A 20,303-nucleotide genomic window follows, 5' to 3' on the forward strand; every position below is an offset into this window, starting at 1 on the left:
TCCATTTTTAGTAAACCATTTTATTTTTTATGGTTTACATTTATTTTATATCAATTCTAGTTCAAAAGCAATTTTTTTAAGTGTTTTTATTTATATTTATATCCACTCAAACAATCCATAGTTTTTTTTAGATATTAACGAACTCAAAATATAGATAATCCATATATCAATTGATATAATACTAGTAATAAATGGATGAAAGGGTGAGTAATATGTTAGAGTTGCTAAAGAGTAGAAGAAGTATAAGGAAATATGAAGATACCCCGATTGAAAAAGATCTACTAAACAAAATATTGAAATGTGCATTAATTGCTCCATCTTCAAAAAATAAAAAGCCTGTTGAGATTATCGTAGTTAATGATAAAAAAACTTTATCAAAACTAGAAAAGTGTAAAAACATGGGAACTTTAGGACTTAAAACTGCACCAACAGCTATAGCAATAGTAGCAAATACAGAGATCAGTGATGTTTGGGTTGAAGATGCGTCTATTGTAGCTACTATAATCCAACTAGAAGCTGAAGCTCTAGGACTTGGGTCTTGTTGGATCCAAATGAGACAAAGACAAAGTGAAAATGGAGACTCTGAGGTTGATGTAAAAAAAGTACTAGATATACCTGATAATTATGGTGTGTTATGTGTTTTATCCATCGGATATAAAAATGAAGAAAAGAAACCTTACAATGATTCAGACTTCAATTTTAGTAAAATTCATTATAATAAATTCATTTAGTTTAACTTTGTTATAATAAATTCATTTAGTTTAACTTTGTTATAACTTTTGATTTACTACAAATTAAAAGGTTTTCAATTTATAATCTTTTTTATCATAGTTTATTACTTTATAACTATACTATCTCTTATTGTAGATAAAATTAATGGCATTAATTCATTTTTATTATGAACTAATGCCATTTAATTTTATCTATACCAACTTATTATTGGATATTAAACACTATAACAAAATTCTCCGTTTTCCTTCATTTCAAAGAAATCTCCATATCCAATATCAAATGCTCTTTTTTCAATATCACATACTTCTACCTGATGTTTTATTAAATATGTTAAAACACCTGTATAAGATATATCACCCTGAATTGCAGCTCCACAAATTTTATTATCTTTATATACTATTTTTTTGTAATAATCTTTTCCACATCTAGTCATTACTTCATAGCTATCATCTTGAGGATTACATAAACCTATTGATACAGTAGGTATCCCCATAAAATTCATACTATTTTTTAGCATAAATTTATCATCTATTTCCTTTTCAAGACCTACCATGTTATATGCTGCTACTATTCCTTGTTTAACAGCTAAGGGCCATATAGCATTTTTGCCAACAACATCTCCAGCTGCATACACATCTTTTTTATTTGTTTCACATTTATCATTTATTACTATGCCCCTATTATACTCAATGCCGCTGTCATCTATAAAGGTCGCATTAGGAACTACTCCAGTTGCCACAATTATCATATCACATTCAACTACATTTCCATCTCCAAGTAATATTGATTTTGCATTGTCATTATCATCTAAAACAATTTCTTTAACTGCCGAATTTGGATAAAGCTTCACACCTGCCTTAACAAATTCTTCTTCATATACCTTAGATAAAGGTGGATCTAACTGTAAGTTCAATATATTTGGTTCCATGTAAACTACTGATATTTCTAGGTTTTTATATTCTAATAAACCTGATAATGCATCTATACCTACTAATCCTGCACCTATTATTGCTACTTTTTTTGATGTTTTTGCTTTATCAATAATTTGTTCTACATCGTCAATATTTCTAAGAGAATATACAAAATTACCCTCTCTTAAATTTTTTATTGGTGGTATAAATGAAGATGCACCGCTTGCTATTAGAAGCTTATCGTAATTTACTATTATTCCATCCATTTCAACTATTTTAAGCTCCGTGTCTATATCATTTACAACATGACCACTTATCCAGTTTATATTATTAACTTCCATGAAGTTATCTTCAATAAAATTTATACTTTCTAAGGTTCTATGCCCAGATATTACATGGTGTAGCATACATCGAGAGTATACATTTTCATCTTTGGAGATTAATGTTATATTAGCATTTTTATCTAACTCTCTTAATTTTTTACAAGCATTAATTCCAGCTGCACTAGCTCCTATTATTACATAATTATTATTTGTCATAAGATTCCTCCTTTTGTAAACTAATTGCACCACTTGGACAGTTAGCTACACATTTAGGATATTCCTCATCTTTACATAAGTCACACTTTAAAATATTTTGCTTACTTCTGTCATCTGGCTTTAATACTCCGTATGGGCATGACATTACACACATATAACAAGAACCACATCTCTCTTGTTCATAAGATACTATTCCTGTTATTTCATCTTTTTTAAGAGCTCCACTCATACAAGTCAATACGCACTCCGGCTCATCACAATGCCTGCAAAGTATTGGAATTGGGTTGTTATATTTATCTAATTCAATATGACCTCTAGAGTCATTATCTATATTTTCTAAATCTAGTGTGTATAGGTTATTACTATCAGTATGTTTTAACATACAAGCTAATACACAACCTTTACAACCCATACACAAATCTTTATCTATTAAGATTCTATGCATAAACTTCCACATCCTTTAATCCAAGTTTTTGTCTTCTGTCTACTATTATTTCTTCTAAAACATTAGCTGAATCTACTGGATCTGGATTTACTATAACATGACCTCCTGTTATTTCTTTTAATTTTTCTGTAAGTATTTCTGTTACTAATTTTCCACCTGTTATAAATGGAGGTAGTGCTAAATGTAGAGGTAATCCAAGTGCTAATCCAAATGCACCATCTGCTAAAGCTTGTTCTTCTAACCACTGTGGAGCAGAAAGTACTAATGGTAACTGCGGTAAATCTATTCCAAGTTCTTCAGCAAGTTCTGTTGCTACTATTTCTAGTCTTCCTATTGCTAAACATGGACCAAAGTTAAGTACTGGCGGTATACCTAAGCTCTTACATACAGCTTTTAAATTTTCACCTGCTAATTCTTCAGCACCTGGTGACATTAAGCCTACATTTTCTAAACCTCCAGTTGAACATCCTGCTGATAATACTAATATATCTTTCTTAATAAGCTCTTTTGTAAGCTCTACTGTATTCACATCGTGTCCTCCAGCAGTCATATTTGAACATCCTACTACTGCTGCTATTCCTTTTATTTTACCTTCAGCTATTAAGTTAATAAGTGGCTTCCATGAATCTCCTAAAAACGCCTTTAAGTTTGTTTCACTTATTCCTGTTAAAGACTGTTCATAACCATGATCTTTTGGTATATCTATTTCTACAACATCTCTTCTTGATTTATAAGAAGAAACTGCTTCATTTATTAAGTTTTTAGTTATTTCATCTATATTATTTCTATCAAATGCTATAAAATCAGCGTTTGCTTTTTTAGCAACATCATCTAAGCATATCATTTTAACTTTGTATTTATCTGCTATAGGTTCAAGCCCTGGTATTGTACAGTTAAATTCAGATAAAACTATATCTATTGCACCTGTTGATAATACTGCTTCACTAGTAAAGTTATTACCTGCATGACCTGCAAATACTTCTTGATAATGTTCACCTCTTAGTTGTAAGTCTTGACCTACACATGTACATCCAACTAATCTAAACCCTTTTGCTCCTACTGATTTAGCAAGTTCTACTACCTCAGGTTTTTTTAGCTCATCTTGGAAACTTGAGAATGTTGAGTGTTGATGACCTGTTATCATTATGTTTATATAATTTTCATCTATTACATTAAACCCAACTGGTGCCATTCTTATTACTGGCTCACCTAACATAACGTCATTCAGAAGATTTGTAAGTGTAAGTCCATATAAACCTGTTGATATACCTAAGTTTAATGTGTTAACTAACATATCTACTGGATCACTATTTAAGTTTGTTGAAGACTTCACTATGGCATCAAATACCTCTGATTTTGCTCCCCCAGGCATTATTCCTATCTCTTTCCATTTTTTAACTCTTGGTCCATAAGCTATCTTTTCAACTAATTCCATTTTTTCAAATCTTGGTTTATATAAATCAGCTAATACTTTATTAGCAATTTTTATACACTTTTCATGTTTATCGTTTTCCTCAATCTCAAACTTTTTAGCTAATCTTTCAAGAGTAGCTTCTCCTTTTATTAAACCTTTTGTTTCTCCTAGGTGTTTTAAATTTAAAGCTGTATTCTCTACTACATGTAAATAACAAGCTGATCCTGATGCCACAGCTCTTAAGAAGTTTCTTGCTACAATAGTATCTGCATCTGCACCACATATTCCCCTTGGAGATGATGGAGTTACTCTACATGGCCCATTTGAACAAAGTCTACAACATATCCCCTGTAGTCCAAATCCACATTTTACCTTTTGATTTTCTGTTCTGTGAAATGCCGTTTCTACATCCTTAGACGCAACAAAGCTTTCTAATTTCTTATCTGCACTCTCGCACATTTTACACGTATTACAAGACATTTTTTGAATTCCCCCTTAGTATTTTGGTAATTAGATAATGGAATAGCTTATGAAGTGACTTTCGGATGATTATCCCATTGTTAATTATTTATTTTTTACCCCTCGTTTTTTCATTTAAACAAATTTGATAAAAAAATAATCCTACAAATTTCAACAAATATGAAACTTCATAAAACCTTAGAAATAATTATTAATTTTAATAATGACTATATTTAATATAATAACTGTATACAAAAAAAATAAGAGGTTATCCCTCTTATTTTCCAAAGTTTTCACTATCACTTAATTCTTTTGGTATCTCCATATTATTTTTTAACAATATTTCTAAATATCTTTCCTTAAAATATTCATCACTACTAAAAAGCTCTGTAATTCCTTTATGAAAATCTCCATAAGTAGTTTGAACATAATACTTGTTTAATACTTCTACAATATCTAAGTCTATATCATATCTAGTAATGTAATATTTAATACGAATCCAATTTTCATTTATATTGACTATTCCCTTTGGCCATTCATATATCTCTTCATTAAATAGACTATTCTTTAGTTCAACAAAATATCCAATATCAGTTAAAATATCAACCATATCATCTGATGGTAATGTTTTTATCCTTGTAATCATTCTCTTCACAAATTCATTTTGTTCTTCTTCTGGTATTACTTGATTTCCAACTAAAGTACTAATACATCTCCAGCCTGTTTTATTATTATTTTTAAATACATCCCAAATCCAATCCGTCCAAAATATTCTAATAAATTGTTCATCCATTATAAATTCATAGAACTTATCTGTGTATTCAACTATAAAATCTATAAATATATCCTTTTCTTGTTTTACAAAATCCAGTAAGTTTTCTCTCAATATTGCGTCTTCAGAATAAACAATCTCTTCCCAAAAGCTATGTGCCACATGTTTACTAGAAAATACATTCCATAATTTTAGATCATTACTAAAGAACCAGTATATTTCTTCAATAAAATCTACTATTTCATTAGTGCTTACTGAAGATTTTATTGCTTCAACAATATAACTTACATTTGCATTTGGAGATGTATATCTAATATCATAGTGTTTTTTTATCTTTTGCATTAACCCAAGTCTTCCACCATTTACTACAAACTTATCATAATTTGCTTGAATAAATAACCAAAAAGCTTCAACATGAGGATAATCTATAATATTACTTTTAGCATGAGCACAGTCATTTCTTATGTTTCTCCAATAATCATATTGCTTTCTTATGTCATCACCAATAACAAATACACTATCTGGATTTTTCATATTTACAACATTAAAAACCTCATAATCCCACATTCTATCATCTTGAATTCTATTTATAATATCATTCCATTTTGATTGGGGCATTTTACTTGGCTTATGAGTTGCTGATAAAATCCTATTTTTTATTGCTATTTGTAACCCTAAGTATGTCATAATAAATGCTGCTCTATATGCTCCTACCCTGTAACACATTATTCCTTCATCAAATAAACTTAAGGTTTCTTTATTTATACTATTATTTTTATACCAATTTTCAAATCGTATCTTCAATAGCAATCCCCCCTTTAGTCACAATATTTTATCTGCACATTACTAAAATTACTATTTTATACTAATGAATCAGTAATTCTTATTTATATTATATATATGAATTTAATAGTATTATAATTTATTATATGAATTGCCACAATTTCTGCTTTAATAAATACACAAAAATTCGCTTCGCTTGAGCGACTACGTTTGCGAATCACTTCATCTCGCCAAAATTTCATGTCGTCAACGTCCATTTGGCAAGCTTATGTCCCGTTACGCAAAAAATAACTAGCAGGTTTCCGTTACCTACTAGTTATTTTTGCGAAGATATATACATAAAAAGGATGGTAGAATAATTATCTAATGCTTCTAAATTATCTCCATCCTTAAATATTTTATACTTCTTTTATAAATTTTTATTCAAATATGAAGAATAAAGGCTCCTTGTATTTATCAACTCCATATTCTTTTATTTTTTTCTGTACATCATCAGACTTATAATATTCAACTAACTTATCTGTTATAGCCTTCATGTCTTCATCTAAATCAGATATTGTTACTATACTATAAACATTCTTTAAGCTTTCATCTGCTTCAATTACTATTTTTAAATCATTATTTTCTCTAGTCGCAAGATAAGTACCTATATCAGTTAAAGTATATGCACCCATTTCACTTGCCATTTGTAATGTGGCAGCCATTCCTTTACCTACTTCATTGTAGTTTTCAAAGCTTGGTTCAACACCAGCTTTTTCCCATATTGCTAACTCTTTAGTGTGAGTCCCTGAGTTATCTCCTCTAGATAAAAATGGTATATTATTTTCTTGTATATATTTAAATGCTTCTTCTACACTTAATCCACTTATAGCATCTGCATGTTCATCATTTTCAGGACCAGCTACTACAAAATAGTTGTACATTATCTCACTTCTATCTACTCCATAACCTTCTTCTATAAATGCTTCCTCTTTTGCTTTAGCATGTACAAATAGTATATCTGCATCTTTTCTCTTTCCTAATTCTAAAGCTTCTCCAGTTCCTTTTGCTACAACTTCTACATCCACATTATTTTCTTTTTCAAAATCTTTTAATGTTTCTTCCAAAAAACCTGTATCATCTAAGCTAGTTGTAGTAACAAGTGTTATTTTTTCCACACTATTTGATGGTGTTTCTTCCTTTACATCATCATTTGATGGAGAACATGCTACCATAGTAAAACTTAACATCCCCGCCATTAATAAACTTAATAATTTTTTGCTCATTTTTCTCTCCCCTGATATTTATTTTATTTATCTAGAATACATACTTTGTAAAGAAATCTTCACATGTATATGTATCTATATAACTTAGATTTTCCATAAATACTATGTAATCACTTAGCTTTTTAGCTTGTAAAAAATCATGAGTTACGAGTATTACTGTTTTCCCCTCATCTTTTAAATCTAACAACTTTTTTTCCACTTTTTTAATTGTCGCAAAATCCATATTTGCCATAGGCTCGTCCAACAAATTAAAATCTTTATTCATAATTAGCGTTCTAATAAATTGGGATTTTGCTTGTTCACCACCTGATAACTTTCTAATACTAGTATTTAGTTTATTATTTAATTCAAACTCTACTAATAGTTCATTCAATTTCTTTCTATCTAATAAGTTTCTATTCTGGCTATACTTATAAACATATTCAAAATTATCACCTAGACTTCCTAATAAGAAACTTGATTTTTGCGGATTATAAGCAAGGTACTTATGTATTATCTCTTCACTAAATCCCTCATTATTAATGCTAATACTTCCCTTTTGAAAACTTTCAATGTTGTACACTATTTTTAGAAATGTACTTTTTCCACTTCCGTTATGCCCCAAAATAGAATAAATTTTACCTTTTTCAAAAACTAAATTACTTACCTTTAAAGGCTTTTGGTTTTTGATTTCTTTTTCTATGTTATTTATGTATATCATAATTTCACCTAGTTTAATCTTCCTTTTGCAGTCTCTTTATTAATGTAGTTGAAATAATAGAAATAGTAAGAAGTATACCTGCTAATACTAATGATTCATCAAAATCTCCCATAGATGTAGAAAGTGCAATATAGGTTGTCATGACTCTTGTTGATCCTCTTATATTTCCACCTACAAGCATTACTGCACCGACTTCTGAGATTCCCCTGCTGAAAGTGGTTATTAATACCGTAATTAAATGGTATCTCATTTCCTTTATAAATATTTTTGCTGTATTTTTCTTATCTATTTGTAATACTTTACAAGTAATCAGTATTTCTTCTCCAAATTTATTAAGTAAATCTAATGTTAAACTCATAGCCATAGGTATAAGCAATAAAGTTTGAGCTATTATCATAGCTGTAGGCGTAAACAACAACTTAAAACTACCTAAAGGCCCTTTCCTAGATAATGCTAAAAATACCAAGAGACCCATTACTACTGGTGGTGTACTCATTAATGCATTAATGAAAGTTATTAAATGTTTTTTTAATTTAAAATTTCTTAAATATATAAATATACTAAAAAAAGTACCAATGATTGTAGCTATTATTGTAGCTGTTATAGTAACAAACATTGATAATAGTATAATTTCTATTATTTCTAATATCTGTAATTCCATATCTTATCACCTTTTTAAAAGTTAATTATCATAGTTTAATGTAAGATATATCTTAAATTTTACTATTCTTTTTTAATCTTAATATTTTAGTTATTAATTTTCTTTATGTAACTATTTTATCATCAAATTTTTCCTCTTTTCAACAGTACTATTTCAACATTTTTATAGAATTTATTATAATATATGACTTCATTACTATATTATTTTCCACTTTTAATTCCATCGTCAAATATAATTATAGCTATAAGTTTAAGATGTATTTTTATTATACTTTTTATTTAATTTATGAAAAAAATTAACCTTAACTATCTCTTAATAATTTTAAAACTACTTATTATCTCTTTGTCATTTCTAAATATTGTTTTACAGTATTTACCTCATAATGATAAAATAGAGTATAAAGGGGGTGCATTATGAATCCATCATCATCTTTAACAGCAATTGAGGTTGCTGAAATACTAAAAATAACAAAAAATACAGTATATGAATTAATAAAAAGAGGTGAATTACCTGCTTATAAAATAGGTAGGAAATTGAGAATAGATAGAGAAGATGTAGAAAATTATATAAACAATCAAAAAGGCCCTAGCTCTTTAACAAGAAGTTTAAGTCCTAAAAATACTGATCATATAGTAGACAGTAATCCTACTTTTACTAGTGTAAATACATCTTCTACTAACAAAAACTTAGAAATAATAATAGCTGGACAGGATATTATATTAGATATATTAGCTCAAAATATAGAAAAGTATATACCTGGTACAAAAGTATTTAGAGTATACACTGGCTCTTACAATGGCCTTTATGAACTTTATAATGGAAGAGTTTCAATTTCTTCTGCCCACTTATGGGATAAAGAAAGCAATGAGTACAATACTCCTTTTGTAAAAATGCTATTACCAGGTATACCATGTACACTTATAAACTTAGCATATAGAAAGCAAGGGCTTTACGTAAAAAAAGGTAACCCTAAAAAAATAACTAATTGGTCTGATTTTTCTAAAGAAAACATTAAAATAATTAATAGAGAAAAAGGTTCTGGAACTAGAATACTTTTAGATAGTAAACTAACTTCCCTTAACATTAGTCAAAACAATATATCTAATTATGATAATATTGAGACATCACATTTAGGAGTAGCAAGTGCTGTAGCTAGAGGCCTAGGGGATGTTGGTCTTGGAAATGAAAAGGCTGCTCTTCAAGTTAGTAATATTGACTTTATTCCTTTACAAAAAGAACGTTATGATTTAATAATAAAAAACGAAGACTTAAATAGTCCTTTATACAAAAAAATAGTTGATATAATAAATTCTAATGAGTTTAAATCAGAGATTGAAGGTATAGGTGGATATGACTTAACAGATACTGGTAATATAGTTGGAAGATCTTAATATTAATCTATTATTATATTTTAGGTGCATATGCTATAGATAAACTGTGATCAATTGTAGATTCTTTGTACTTAAAAAGCGTAGACTTTATCTACGCTTTTACTATATTAAATATATTTTTCCATCCTTATATCCTTGTGCCATCTTCCTTTGTAATAAACAAAGTCAGCTATTTCTCCTATTTTTTCATATCCAACTTTTTTATAAAGATCCATGGCTCTTTCATTATATTCGAAAACACCTAACTCTATTCTATTAATATCCAAACTTTTTCCTAATTCTTCAAGATGATTCATAGCTATTTTAGATATTCCTCTACCTCTATATTCTTTCTCACCAATACAAATCCCTATCCATGCAGACTTTTTTTCTTTCTTATACAAATAATTAAAATCTGTGTCAATATTTATGTATCCTATTTTTTTATTTTCACAAGCTATCATAAATATTTTTTTATTTTCATTATTCTTAAAACCTTCTATTATTTCTTCAGGCGTAATATTATCTATTTCACCTTCATTGAAGTTAGGTCTAATAAAATATTTAATTTCTTCATCATTATCCCAGTGTGCTATTAATTTAAAATCATCCTCATCATTTTTATCTAATAGTTTAAACTTAATGTCCATAATATAATTCCCCTTATCATTAATGTTATATATTTATTCTCCTCCATTTTCGCATTGATTTATAAAATACTTAAATAAAGTAAGCATTTTATAATCACTATCTATCATTAGTTCTGGATGCCATTCTACACCAAGTACAAACTTTTCTCCTTTCATTTGCACTGCTTCGATTATTCCATCTTTTGAATAAGCTATTGCCTCTAAATCTTTAGCAAGCTCTTTTATGCATTGATGGTGATAACTATTTACAAGTGTTTCATTCCCCATAATATCACCAAGTATGCTATTTTCTTTTATTCTAACACTATGAGTTCCAAAATATTTTTTTGTTTGTTGCATGTGCTTTATATAACTACCATCTACAAGCTCTAAATCTTGATACAGTGTACCTCCAAGTGCTACATTGAGAACTTGAATTCCTCTGCATATTCCCAGAATAGGTTTTTTATTTTCAAGAGATATTTTTATTGCTATTATATCAAATTCATCTATATCTGGATGAAAATTCCCCATTTTTCTTAAAGGTTCCTCATTGTATAGCATGGGGTTAACATCAATACCACCAGAAATTAATATTCCATCACATAATTCAACTTGTCTTTTAATATTTTCTTCACTTGTATTAACAGGTATGATTATAGGAACTCCTCCTGATTTTATAATAGCATTAATATATGAACTGTTTACAAATATTTTTTCTACGGTGGTTCCATCATTCTCCTCAGGCATGCTTATATTAGATAATATTCCTATTATTGGCTTCAATTAAAGTGACCTCCTTTTATAGTAAATAATTATATGAAATATCCTAATTCTATTATTAAATGCTTACTATTTTATATATATGCTAATTAGTATTAAATATCGTAAAATTCTTAAAATTGCTTAATATAAAACTATAGTAGTCATAGTAATTATGGTATACTTAGAATTGACATAAATATTTATCAAGCACTAATACTCTACAAATTAATTTTCAGATTTATTTTATGTAAATAGATTAATGTAAAGGAGATTGAAATGAGCTCTAATATTGTAAATGATAATTTCATTAATAATATACCTGTTCCCTTTATAAAAGTGCAATTAGATTCCAATAATAACAACTATTTAAATTTCTACGTTGATTATATAAATAATAGTATGTTAAATCTTTTCAATAACAATAAAAAAGACTTCAAATCGACAAAACATTTATTAAAAAATAGTTATGAAATAAGAGAAATTATTGCATCTTATGTAGTTGAACATGTAACTACTTTTAAAAAGTATATTCCTATATTTACAAACTGGTTTAAAATTGACATTCAAATTATAAATCCTAATGATCTTATGCTATACTTTACTCCTATTTTGCACGAATATAAAGAAATACTACATTCCATGAGTTCTTCAAAGAAAATGTTTTTCATTAAAGATAAATTTGGTGACTATGTGGACTGTGATGAAAAATTTGCACTTTTTGCAAACTGTGATAAGAAAACTATTTATAAAAAAACAGACATAGATTTATGGGGATCATCTATAGGAAAAGCTTTTACCGAATCTCATCTAAATGCTGTAGCTAATAAAGAAACCTATGTTGAAAAAATCTGTCGCATAAAAAATAGATTTTTTAGCGTTGAAAGATATTTAATTTATTCAGATAATGATGAACTAGTGATGGTAATAGGCGTATGCGAAGAGATACATTCTTCTGTAATTGATGATTACAATGTTCACAATTATAAAAAAATAATACAATTAATAGAAGATACAACTCCTGATATTATATACTATAAAAATATTGACGGTAGTTTTATGTGGTGTAATAATACAATGGCTCAAAGTATTGGAGTTGCAAAAGAAGATATAATAGGCAAAACTAACAAAGATATTAAATCCCTAAATCACTTAAGTCAGAAATGTGATATAACTGATAAAGAAGTTTTACAACTAAAATCAAAAAGAATTTATTACGACTATATGACTATAGGTGATGAAGAGAAGTATTATGAGGTAATTAAATCACCATTGTTTGATAACTATAATAACGTAATTGGTTTAGTTGGTATCCTTAGAGATATATCCCACAGAACTATGCTAGAAGAAGAAATGGATAAACTTAGGTTGGAATTCTTTGCAAATTTATCTCATGAGCTTCGTACACCAGTTAACTTAATTTCTAGTTCACTACAGCTTATTAACAGAAGTAGAGAACGAAATGATTTAAACAACGAAAACTTGCCTAGGTACTTGGATATTATCGCTCAAAATGGTGATAGATTGTTAAAGCTTATAAATAATCTAATCGACTCTACAAAGTTAGATTCAAATTATTTGGACTACTGCCCTCAAAATAAAGATGTTATAGCTTTTATTGAAGGTATTTGTATGTATACAGTTGACTTTGCAAAGCAAAACAATATTGAACTAATATTTGATACTCAAATAGAAGAAAAAGTCGCTTCTTTCGACCCGGATAAGCTTGAAAGAATAATTCTTAATCTACTATCTAACTCTATTAAGTATAATAAACCAAATGGTAAAATATTTGTTGACTTAGATGTTAAAGATGATATACTTGAAATTAAAATAAAAGATACTGGTATAGGTATACCTACAGATAAGCTTAACTTTATTTTCAATAAGTTTAAACAAGTAGATAATAGATTTACGAAGATAAATGAAGGAAGTGGCTTAGGCTTGTATATAGTAAAGTCTCTTGTAGAACTTCATAGCGGAACAATAAGTGTAAGTAGTACTTTAGGAAAAGAAACTGAGTTTACTATTAATATTCCTTGTAACAATGAACAAATTATAAATTGCGATGACTTAAATAAAGAAATTAAAAATGACTTAAATAAAAGAATCCAAATCGAATTTTCTGATATATATTAATATCAATTAAAGCTTTTGACAGAAAGGGAGTATACTATGGAAGATTTAGAAATATCAATGGATGAAATGCTAGAATACATTCATCAAAAATGCGGTGAGTCAATTTCTAAGGATACAATAGAACTAATACTTGATTTACAAGTAGAATTTTTAGATTCTAAAGGTTTAATACAAGTAGAAGTAGATGATTTATATTAAATATAAAAAACTAGCAAGCTAATGGCTTGCTAGTTTTTTTATACTACTTAAAAGTAAATAGATTATCTTCATTGAACTTTACTAGTACTTTATCATTTATTTTATATTTTAATACTTCTTTATTTACTTCCACTTCAATAATATTACTATGAGGAAATTCACTATTTTTTAAGTAAAGTGTACAACTAAAAGGATTTTCTATAATAGATACTATTGTAAAATATTCAGTGTTTTCATCTTTTTTATTTACAATAGAAATATTATGATTTCTTATCCCTACATAGTTAATATCATTTTCTACTTCTTCACAAATAGTATATTCGTATCCCCAATCAATTGCTAATATTTTATTATGGTCAACTTTTCTTGCTGCAGATATATTTTTGCATCCAGTTATTCTAGCTTCTGCCAATGATTTTGGCTTTTCAAATAATTCTTTTTTACTTGATTTATTGTTTGCTTGTCCTTTATCATAAACTAAAATTTCTTCACAAACTCTATAGGCTTCCGAAATATCATGGGTTACAAATATTATGTTTCCATTATAGCCTTTAAGCATATTTATTAGTTCTTTTTCCATATTACTTCTTAAGTGACAATCTAGAGCTGAAAAGGGTTCATCTAAAAGTAAAATTTCTGGTGATGTTATTAATGCTCTAGCCAATGCAACTCTTTGTTGCTGTCCCCCTGATAGTTGCCAAGGATATCTATCTTCTAATCCGTCTAAGTAAAGTTTTTTTATGTACTCTAAAGAAATCTGATTTCTCTCTTCTTTATTTATTTTTCCCAGGCCTAATTCTATATTTTCTCTAACATTCATATGTGGAAACAGTGCATAATTTTGAAATAAATACCCAATATTTCTTTCTTGAGTAGATAAATTTATTTTTTGTTCAGAGTCAAACAGTACTCTATCATTTAATACAATTTTTCCTTTTGTAGGCTTCTCTAGTCCAGCAATACATTTTAACGTCATACTTTTCCCTGATCCTGATTCTCCTAAAAAACCTAATACCCCATCATCATGATTAAACTTTACCTTTAATGTTAATGACTCTAGTTTCTTTTCTATGTCTACATATAAAGCCATTTATTTATACCTCTTCCCTATTATTCTTTGCTGTATATCTGACCAATAATTTAATATTAATATCATTATGATTGATATAGTAGTAATAGTCATTACCCAAATTATTGCTTTATTCATATCCCCACCTTCAACTGCAAAAAATATAGCAAGAGGCATTGTTTGAGTTTTTCCAGGAATGTTTCCTGCAATCATAAGTGTTGCTCCAAATTCACCCATAGCCCTGGCAAAAGATAATATTATACCTGCAATTATACCTGTAAAAGCCAAAGGGATTGCTATTTTATAAAATATCCTCCATTCACTTAATCCTAGCGTCCTAGCAGCCGATAGCATATTATTGTCAATTTGTTCAAATGCTGCTCTTGTTGTTCGATACATCATAGGAAATGCAACAACTATTGAAGCTAACACCGTTGCCCACCAGCTAAAAATTATACTTATATCAAATTTTAATAGTAGTTCCCCAATAAACCCATTCTTTCCAAATACCAATAATAAGAAAAATCCTACTACTGTTGGTGGCAATATTAAAGGCAAAGTGAAAATACCATCAATTAACCCTTTGAATTTTCCTCTATAATTTGCCATAAAATATGATGCTAGTATACCAACAATAGATGTTACTAATGTAGCAAGACCTGCAGTCTTAATTGATATTATAAGCGGTGACCATTCTGTATTGATATATATCACTCTCCATGTTTACATATTTAACCTATACTTATTTTATAATATCTTTTATTAATACTCAAATTAATATATTATCTTATTTTGCAGTCTTATATCCATATTTTTCAAATATTGTTTGCCCTTTTTCACTTAATAAAAATTCTTCAAATTTTTTAGCTTCCTCATCATTTCTAGTATTCTTTATAACAGCAACAGGATATGTTATTGGTGAGTGTGTATCCTCTGACGTTACTTCAACTATTTTTATTCCATCTGAATTTATTGCATCACTGTAATATACAAATCCAGCATCTGCATTTCCTGATTTCGTCCATGCTAATACTTCTTTAACATCCTTTGCAAAAACTAATTTATCTTTTAAAGTCTCTTTAATATTAAGGTTATTTAAAACTTCATCAGCATATTTTCCAGCAGGTACACTTTCTGGCTCTCCCATCCCAACATGCTTTACTATATCCTTAGATAAATCATCCATACTGGATATTTGACTTTCCTTTGGAGCTATAAGTACCAACTCATTTTTAACTAAATCCTTATATTTATCATCTAACAAATGTCCACCCTTTTTTAAATTGTCCATTTGCTTTTTACCAGCTGAAATAAATACATCACAAGGTGCTCCCTGCTCTATTTGTTGTTGTAGAGACCCAGAACTTCCAAAGTTAATTATAAGTTCAACATTATTATTTTCATTTTTATACACCTTTTGTAATTCTTCCATAGCTTCTTTCATACTTGCTGCAGCCGAAATATTTAAGTTAATTACTTCTTCTTTTTTGCTACTACACCCAATAGTAGATATTCCTAATAAAAATGATGTTGCTATAATAGCTATTTTCTTTTTTAAATTCATGTCTTATTCCCCCTTATTAAGCCAAAACATGTTATTCTTATTATATTTCTATTCAGTTTAGTTATGTTAGGTTATGTTTTGTCATGTTTTGTTATGTTCAATACAATTATAATTGAGTTTTAATTATTTAGCAATATTTTCCTAAACTATGTATCAATTTTAATAATCCGGTCTATAATTAAAAGCTTTCATAAAAAAATTGATAGCAATTTAGATATAAACCTATTATTTCTAAGTCTAAAATCTAATTACTATCAACTTTAATACTTTCTATATTATTTTTTACTTAAAATATTTTCCAAACTCAGACCAGGTCATTTTAAATTCTGGTATTCCTACATAATATGGAGCTATATCATATAGTTGGAAGTATATTACTACCCCATCTTCATCTATATAAAATTCTTGATTATCACTAATTCCTTTAAATCCATCTTTGCCTTCAAAATACATATTAGGATTTTTGCTTATTTGAGCATTTATAAAATCATTAGCTATTTTCTTATAATCTACATCTTTTTTAAACATATCCTTTAATTTAAATTCTTTTCCTGTTAATAAATCATAGTTGTAAGATTTAAGATAAGTCATGCCGTGAGCTCCACCTGTAAATTCATAAGTCTTTATTGGAATACTTAAATAATTATTTTTATTGTAAGCTACCTTATAATTTGAATATGCTTCATATTGATATTTTACATAGTCATTATTTTGTTTAGAGTATACTTCTTCGTATTGCTTCTTATATTTTTCAGATTCATTTTTTATGCTTTCTTTAAAATTTAGGATATCAGTAGATATCTGTTTATTAATATTTTCAATAATTTCTTTATTATATCCCTCTTTATTTATATATGTATTTTTGATTTTTAAAATTGGATAACTAATATTAGATTTTAAAAATTCACTTTCTTCGTCTATATTTTCTGTAGCTATAATAAATGTATCATTCATAGAAATATCTTTACTATATTTATCATTAGCAAAAGTAAATGTACTAGTTAAAAACATTGATATTATCAAAAAAGCCATAATTCTTTTTATTAACTTCATATTCATCCTCCTTAAATTTTTTAATATTTATTATATCTTTCTCATTTAAGCTAACTTTATGTGTATGTTAACTATTACTTTTGTTAAAAATAATTGTTGACATATAATACTATACTCCATATAGTATTAGTAAAGATATATTATACATCATATAATATAGTATTAAATATAAAATATACACAAGGAGGAAAAAATGTCTTTTCAACTAGGAGCAGCATTATTAGATGCTTGTGTTTTAGCAGTACTTACTAGAGGAGATACATATGGATATGTATTAACACAACAAGTTAGAGAGATTATGAATATATCTGAGTCTACTTTATATCCAGTACTTCGAAGACTTCAAAAAGATATGTATGTAATAACTTATGATCAAGCATTTCAAGGCAGAAACAGAAGGTATTATCAAATAACTGATTTAGGAAGAGAAAAATACAAAGAATACACATCAGACTGGAATGACTACAAAATGAACATAGATAAAATTTTATTAGGAGGTTTAGTGGATGAATAAAAATCAATTTATTGAAGAATTAAGACTTAAATTGAAAAGTTTACCTAAACAAGACTTAGAAGATGCTCTAAGCTACTATGAAGAATATTTTGAAGATGCTCAAATTGATGATTATGTAGATGTAAAAATAGAGCTAGGATCTCCTTCTAAAGTAGCTTCTCAAATATTATCCGATTATGCTATAAAAGACTTTGAAATAAAAGATAAACCTAAAAGATTTAATTTTTCAGCTATTTGGTTTATTATACTTGCTATTTTAGCATCCCCAATAGCACTACCTTTAGGGTTTGCATTTATAACTGTTATTATTTCTTTAGTTTTTGCTATGGGTTCAATAGTCATAGCCTTTGGTTCTGCAGGTGTAGCAATTATATTCGGAGGCATAACAGTATTAATGACTGGATTTACTGTTATATCTTCAAGTTTTCCAACATTTATATTATTTCTAGGTATCGGTATGTCACTATGTGGTGCTGGACTTCTTGCAATAATAGGTGTATTTAAATTAGGAAGTTTCTTATTAAAATTGATAGTAGGATTTAGTAATAAAGCATTAAATAAAGTTAATAAAAGGTTTTATAGTAAGGAGGTATAATCTTGAAAAAAACTAACTTAGTTGTAAAAATAGCGCTTGGGCTTATTGTCTTTGGATTTATTTTCGCACCTATAGGTGCATTAATGGGTGGTAAATTTACTATATTAAAAGATGAAATCGAGTACAGAGTTTATGATAAAGACAATAGAATTACAGACAGTTCTTCTCTAGAAAAATTTGAAAATATTAACTTAGATGTTAACTTAGATAAAATCGAAATAGTAAAATCTAATGAAAATAAAATAGAATTAGATTATAGTGATAAAACTGGATCGATTACTTATAAAGTTGAAGAAAATACTTTAACTATTAACCAAAATAAAAATGCTTCAATAGGGATTGATGTTAACTTAGGCTTTAATAAATATAGTGATATTATAAAAATATATGTTAAAGATGATAATAAATTAAATGATATTGTAGCTATCCAAAACTATGGTGATATTTCATTAAATGATATAAATTGTAAAAATGCATCAATTGAATCAAGCTATGGAAATGTTACTTTAAGCAACATTTCATCAGATAAACTTACTGTAACTATGGACGATGGAAATATAAATTTAAATAATGTTAATGTTTCTGATAGTTTTAACCTTCAAAACAAATATGGCAGTGTAGATTTAGATAATTGTGAGTTTAATACTTTTGTTGCATATTTAGAAGATGGTAACTTGGATATATCAAAGATTAATACTAATTATTCTGAAATCAAGAATAAATATGGTAATATTTATGCAGTTGACTTCTCAACAAATGGACTACTTGCAAATGCTGATGATGGTGATATGGACTTTAGAGGTAGCTTTTTAGGTACTAGTAATCTTAATAACAAATACGGTAATATTAACATAGTATCTAATCAAAATAAAAATTCTTATAACTACTCTATTGTTAATAAATATGGAAATGTAGATATAGATAATGAGATTTTTGAAGGGTCTGTAATGAAAAGTAATAATGCTAACAATAACTTAGATATTAATTGTGATGATGGAAATGTTAAAATTTCCTTTTCTAAATAAAATAAACTTTTTTGAAGTCAATTAATAGTATTTATAAATTTTAAAACTAAAGGTCTATGTAAACATACATAGACCTTTTATAATTTATACAACATCTAATATTAATTCTTCGTTCATAGAATCAATACCTATTTTAAATTTGCCTCTATATATTAATTTGAAAATATAGTAAGCTAATACACCTCCTAAGGTATTTAATATTAAATCTTCAATATTTACAGTTCTTAATCCACTAATTAATAATAAATTTGTGATTAGCTGTGTAGATTCAATTATTACAGATATTAATAAGGCTGTTATTGTGCATGATTTTAGGTTTCTCATTTCTTCTTTTTTAGCACATAAAAACATAATAAATGGTGTTAATAATAAGAAATTTCCTAATAATATTCTTACTAACGTTCTTAAATATAATCCACCTCTAAAATAATCTGTAAATGGTAAAATATTTATATTACATCTTTCAATAAAGCTCATACTTTTTATATAATCCATTGGCTCACCAATATAAATAGGGAATATTGTTATTCCTATTAATATTAAAAAATATAATACAAATAAGTTTGTTAGTATTTCATCATATAAATTTATTTTTATTCCTTGTTTTATCTTTATAAAGGTTTGGTTTACTCTTATACCTATCCATATGGGTAATCCCACCATTAAGACAAACCTAAGTTCTAACATCATATTCATAATAATCT

Annotated in this window: 21 protein-coding genes; 7 read left to right on the forward strand and 14 right to left on the reverse strand. The window is 27.5% G+C overall.

The features are described from left to right. The first annotated feature begins 212 nt into the window (after positions 1 to 212). The gene (locus tag ACI48P_RS02720; protein WP_475213220.1) at positions 213 to 731 is read left to right on the forward strand and encodes a nitroreductase family protein; all 519 of its coding nucleotides are present in this window, start codon (positions 213 to 215) and stop codon (positions 729 to 731) included. A 215-nt stretch (positions 732 to 946) separates the two neighbouring features. Here ACI48P_RS02720 and ACI48P_RS02725 read toward each other — a convergent pair whose 3' ends face one another. The 7 genes from ACI48P_RS02725 to ACI48P_RS02755 form a co-directional block, all read right to left on the reverse strand. Continuing rightward, entirely contained in the window at positions 947 to 2,182 is a 1,236-nt protein-coding gene (locus tag ACI48P_RS02725; RefSeq protein ID WP_475213222.1) for an NAD(P)/FAD-dependent oxidoreductase, read from the reverse strand. After that, complete coding sequence (locus ACI48P_RS02730; RefSeq protein ID WP_475213224.1) at positions 2,172 to 2,627, reverse strand: 4Fe-4S dicluster domain-containing protein; 456 nt, start codon at positions 2,625 to 2,627, stop codon at positions 2,172 to 2,174. Before ACI48P_RS02730 ends, ACI48P_RS02725 begins: the two co-directional genes overlap by 11 nt. Next, complete coding sequence (gene cooS, locus ACI48P_RS02735) at positions 2,620 to 4,521, reverse strand: anaerobic carbon-monoxide dehydrogenase catalytic subunit (RefSeq protein WP_475213226.1); 1,902 nt, start codon at positions 4,519 to 4,521, stop codon at positions 2,620 to 2,622. Before cooS ends, ACI48P_RS02730 begins: the two co-directional genes overlap by 8 nt. Before the next feature lie 256 nt (positions 4,522 to 4,777). Then, positions 4,778 to 6,076 (reverse strand): hypothetical protein, encoded by a 1,299-nt coding sequence (locus ACI48P_RS02740; RefSeq protein WP_475213228.1) that lies wholly within the window; start codon positions 6,074 to 6,076, stop codon positions 4,778 to 4,780. A gap of 398 nt (positions 6,077 to 6,474) precedes the next feature. Beyond that, positions 6,475 to 7,320, reverse strand: a complete 846-nt coding sequence (locus ACI48P_RS02745; protein ID WP_475213230.1) for an ABC transporter substrate-binding protein — start codon at positions 7,318 to 7,320, stop codon at positions 6,475 to 6,477. Positions 7,321 to 7,351: 31 nt separating this feature from the next. Continuing rightward, positions 7,352 to 8,020: an ATP-binding cassette domain-containing protein gene (locus tag ACI48P_RS02750; RefSeq protein ID WP_475213232.1), complete on the reverse strand. Its 669-nt coding sequence runs from the start codon at positions 8,018 to 8,020 to the stop codon at positions 7,352 to 7,354. Positions 8,021 to 8,033: 13 nt separating this feature from the next. Further along, positions 8,034 to 8,681, reverse strand: a complete 648-nt coding sequence (locus tag ACI48P_RS02755) for an ABC transporter permease (protein WP_475213234.1) — start codon at positions 8,679 to 8,681, stop codon at positions 8,034 to 8,036. Between the two features lie 413 nt (positions 8,682 to 9,094). On the opposite strand from ACI48P_RS02755, the gene ACI48P_RS02760 reads away from it, so the two are divergent. After that, positions 9,095 to 10,072 carry a substrate-binding domain-containing protein gene (locus ACI48P_RS02760; protein ID WP_475213236.1) on the forward strand — a complete coding sequence of 326 codons (978 nt, stop codon included), beginning with the start codon at positions 9,095 to 9,097 and terminating at the stop codon, positions 10,070 to 10,072. A 107-nt stretch (positions 10,073 to 10,179) separates the two neighbouring features. Here the strand turns inward: ACI48P_RS02760 and ACI48P_RS02765 are convergent, their stop codons facing one another. Together ACI48P_RS02765 and ACI48P_RS02770 are read right to left on the reverse strand one after the other, a co-directional pair. Then, a complete protein-coding gene (locus ACI48P_RS02765) occupies positions 10,180 to 10,701 on the reverse strand; it encodes a GNAT family N-acetyltransferase (protein WP_475213238.1) in 522 nt (173 codons plus the stop codon). Between the two features lie 33 nt (positions 10,702 to 10,734). Further along, the gene (locus ACI48P_RS02770) at positions 10,735 to 11,466 is read right to left on the reverse strand and encodes a gamma-glutamyl-gamma-aminobutyrate hydrolase family protein (protein WP_475213240.1); all 732 of its coding nucleotides are present in this window, start codon (positions 11,464 to 11,466) and stop codon (positions 10,735 to 10,737) included. A 255-nt stretch (positions 11,467 to 11,721) separates the two neighbouring features. Here ACI48P_RS02770 and ACI48P_RS02775 point away from each other — a divergent pair, with 255 nt between their 5' ends. Continuing rightward, positions 11,722 to 13,581 (forward strand): sensor histidine kinase, encoded by a 1,860-nt coding sequence (locus ACI48P_RS02775; protein WP_475213242.1) that lies wholly within the window; start codon positions 11,722 to 11,724, stop codon positions 13,579 to 13,581. 36 nt (positions 13,582 to 13,617) lie between these two features. Continuing rightward, positions 13,618 to 13,779, forward strand: a complete 162-nt coding sequence (locus ACI48P_RS02780) for a hypothetical protein (RefSeq protein ID WP_475213243.1) — start codon at positions 13,618 to 13,620, stop codon at positions 13,777 to 13,779. Between the two features lie 43 nt (positions 13,780 to 13,822). Here ACI48P_RS02780 and ACI48P_RS02785 read toward each other — a convergent pair whose 3' ends face one another. From ACI48P_RS02785 to ACI48P_RS02800, 4 genes are all read right to left on the reverse strand, one after another. Then, a complete protein-coding gene (locus ACI48P_RS02785; RefSeq protein WP_475213244.1) occupies positions 13,823 to 14,869 on the reverse strand; it encodes a sulfate/molybdate ABC transporter ATP-binding protein in 1,047 nt (348 codons plus the stop codon). Then, positions 14,870 to 15,553, reverse strand: a complete 684-nt coding sequence (gene modB, locus ACI48P_RS02790; protein ID WP_475214131.1) for a molybdate ABC transporter permease subunit — start codon at positions 15,551 to 15,553, stop codon at positions 14,870 to 14,872. A gap of 82 nt (positions 15,554 to 15,635) precedes the next feature. After that, positions 15,636 to 16,412: a molybdate ABC transporter substrate-binding protein gene (modA, locus tag ACI48P_RS02795; RefSeq protein ID WP_475213246.1), complete on the reverse strand. Its 777-nt coding sequence runs from the start codon at positions 16,410 to 16,412 to the stop codon at positions 15,636 to 15,638. A 282-nt stretch (positions 16,413 to 16,694) separates the two neighbouring features. Continuing rightward, entirely contained in the window at positions 16,695 to 17,465 is a 771-nt protein-coding gene (locus tag ACI48P_RS02800) for a DUF3298 and DUF4163 domain-containing protein (protein WP_475213248.1), read from the reverse strand. Between the two features lie 193 nt (positions 17,466 to 17,658). On the opposite strand from ACI48P_RS02800, the gene ACI48P_RS02805 reads away from it, so the two are divergent. The 3 genes from ACI48P_RS02805 to ACI48P_RS02815 are packed head-to-tail and all read left to right on the forward strand — an operon-like array spanning position 17,659 to position 19,599. Next, positions 17,659 to 17,979 carry a PadR family transcriptional regulator gene (locus ACI48P_RS02805; protein ID WP_475213250.1) on the forward strand — a complete coding sequence of 107 codons (321 nt, stop codon included), beginning with the start codon at positions 17,659 to 17,661 and terminating at the stop codon, positions 17,977 to 17,979. After that, a complete protein-coding gene (locus ACI48P_RS02810; protein ID WP_475213252.1) occupies positions 17,972 to 18,574 on the forward strand; it encodes a DUF1700 domain-containing protein in 603 nt (200 codons plus the stop codon). The genes ACI48P_RS02805 and ACI48P_RS02810 overlap by 8 nt, the downstream gene beginning before the upstream one ends. A gap of 2 nt (positions 18,575 to 18,576) precedes the next feature. Continuing rightward, positions 18,577 to 19,599 (forward strand): DUF4097 family beta strand repeat-containing protein, encoded by a 1,023-nt coding sequence (locus ACI48P_RS02815; RefSeq protein ID WP_475213254.1) that lies wholly within the window; start codon positions 18,577 to 18,579, stop codon positions 19,597 to 19,599. Between the two features lie 84 nt (positions 19,600 to 19,683). Here the strand turns inward: ACI48P_RS02815 and ACI48P_RS02820 are convergent, their stop codons facing one another. After that, positions 19,684 to 20,295, reverse strand: coding sequence for a VanZ family protein (locus ACI48P_RS02820; RefSeq protein ID WP_475213256.1), 612 nt, complete (start codon positions 20,293 to 20,295; stop codon positions 19,684 to 19,686). Positions 20,296 to 20,303: the final 8 nt, after the last annotated feature.

The sequence above is a fragment of the Romboutsia sp. LXY-2 genome, assembly GCF_056171995.1.

Excerpts from the sequence above, each read along its gene's own strand:
- ACI48P_RS02750 (WP_475213232.1), bottom strand. The coding sequence starts at position 8,020 with ATGATATACATAAATAACATAGAAAAAGAAATCAAAAACCAAAAGCCT.
- ACI48P_RS02805 (WP_475213250.1), top strand. The coding sequence starts at position 17,659 with ATGTCTTTTCAACTAGGAGCAGCATTATTAGATGCTTGTGTTTTAGCA.
- ACI48P_RS02820 (WP_475213256.1), bottom strand. The coding sequence starts at position 20,295 with ATGAATATGATGTTAGAACTTAGGTTTGTCTTAATGGTGGGATTACCC.
- cooS (WP_475213226.1), bottom strand. The coding sequence starts at position 4,521 with ATGTCTTGTAATACGTGTAAAATGTGCGAGAGTGCAGATAAGAAATTA.
- ACI48P_RS02780 (WP_475213243.1), top strand. The coding sequence starts at position 13,618 with ATGGAAGATTTAGAAATATCAATGGATGAAATGCTAGAATACATTCAT.
- modA (WP_475213246.1), bottom strand. The coding sequence starts at position 16,412 with ATGAATTTAAAAAAGAAAATAGCTATTATAGCAACATCATTTTTATTA.
- ACI48P_RS02810 (WP_475213252.1), top strand. The coding sequence starts at position 17,972 with ATGAATAAAAATCAATTTATTGAAGAATTAAGACTTAAATTGAAAAGT.
- ACI48P_RS02760 (WP_475213236.1), top strand. The coding sequence starts at position 9,095 with ATGAATCCATCATCATCTTTAACAGCAATTGAGGTTGCTGAAATACTA.
- ACI48P_RS02725 (WP_475213222.1), bottom strand. The coding sequence starts at position 2,182 with ATGACAAATAATAATTATGTAATAATAGGAGCTAGTGCAGCTGGAATT.
- ACI48P_RS02755 (WP_475213234.1), bottom strand. The coding sequence starts at position 8,681 with ATGGAATTACAGATATTAGAAATAATAGAAATTATACTATTATCAATG.
- ACI48P_RS02800 (WP_475213248.1), bottom strand. The coding sequence starts at position 17,465 with ATGAAGTTAATAAAAAGAATTATGGCTTTTTTGATAATATCAATGTTT.
- ACI48P_RS02785 (WP_475213244.1), bottom strand. The coding sequence starts at position 14,869 with ATGGCTTTATATGTAGACATAGAAAAGAAACTAGAGTCATTAACATTA.
- ACI48P_RS02765 (WP_475213238.1), bottom strand. The coding sequence starts at position 10,701 with ATGGACATTAAGTTTAAACTATTAGATAAAAATGATGAGGATGATTTT.
- ACI48P_RS02730 (WP_475213224.1), bottom strand. The coding sequence starts at position 2,627 with ATGCATAGAATCTTAATAGATAAAGATTTGTGTATGGGTTGTAAAGGT.
- ACI48P_RS02720 (WP_475213220.1), top strand. The coding sequence starts at position 213 with ATGTTAGAGTTGCTAAAGAGTAGAAGAAGTATAAGGAAATATGAAGAT.
- ACI48P_RS02745 (WP_475213230.1), bottom strand. The coding sequence starts at position 7,320 with ATGAGCAAAAAATTATTAAGTTTATTAATGGCGGGGATGTTAAGTTTT.
- ACI48P_RS02775 (WP_475213242.1), top strand. The coding sequence starts at position 11,722 with ATGAGCTCTAATATTGTAAATGATAATTTCATTAATAATATACCTGTT.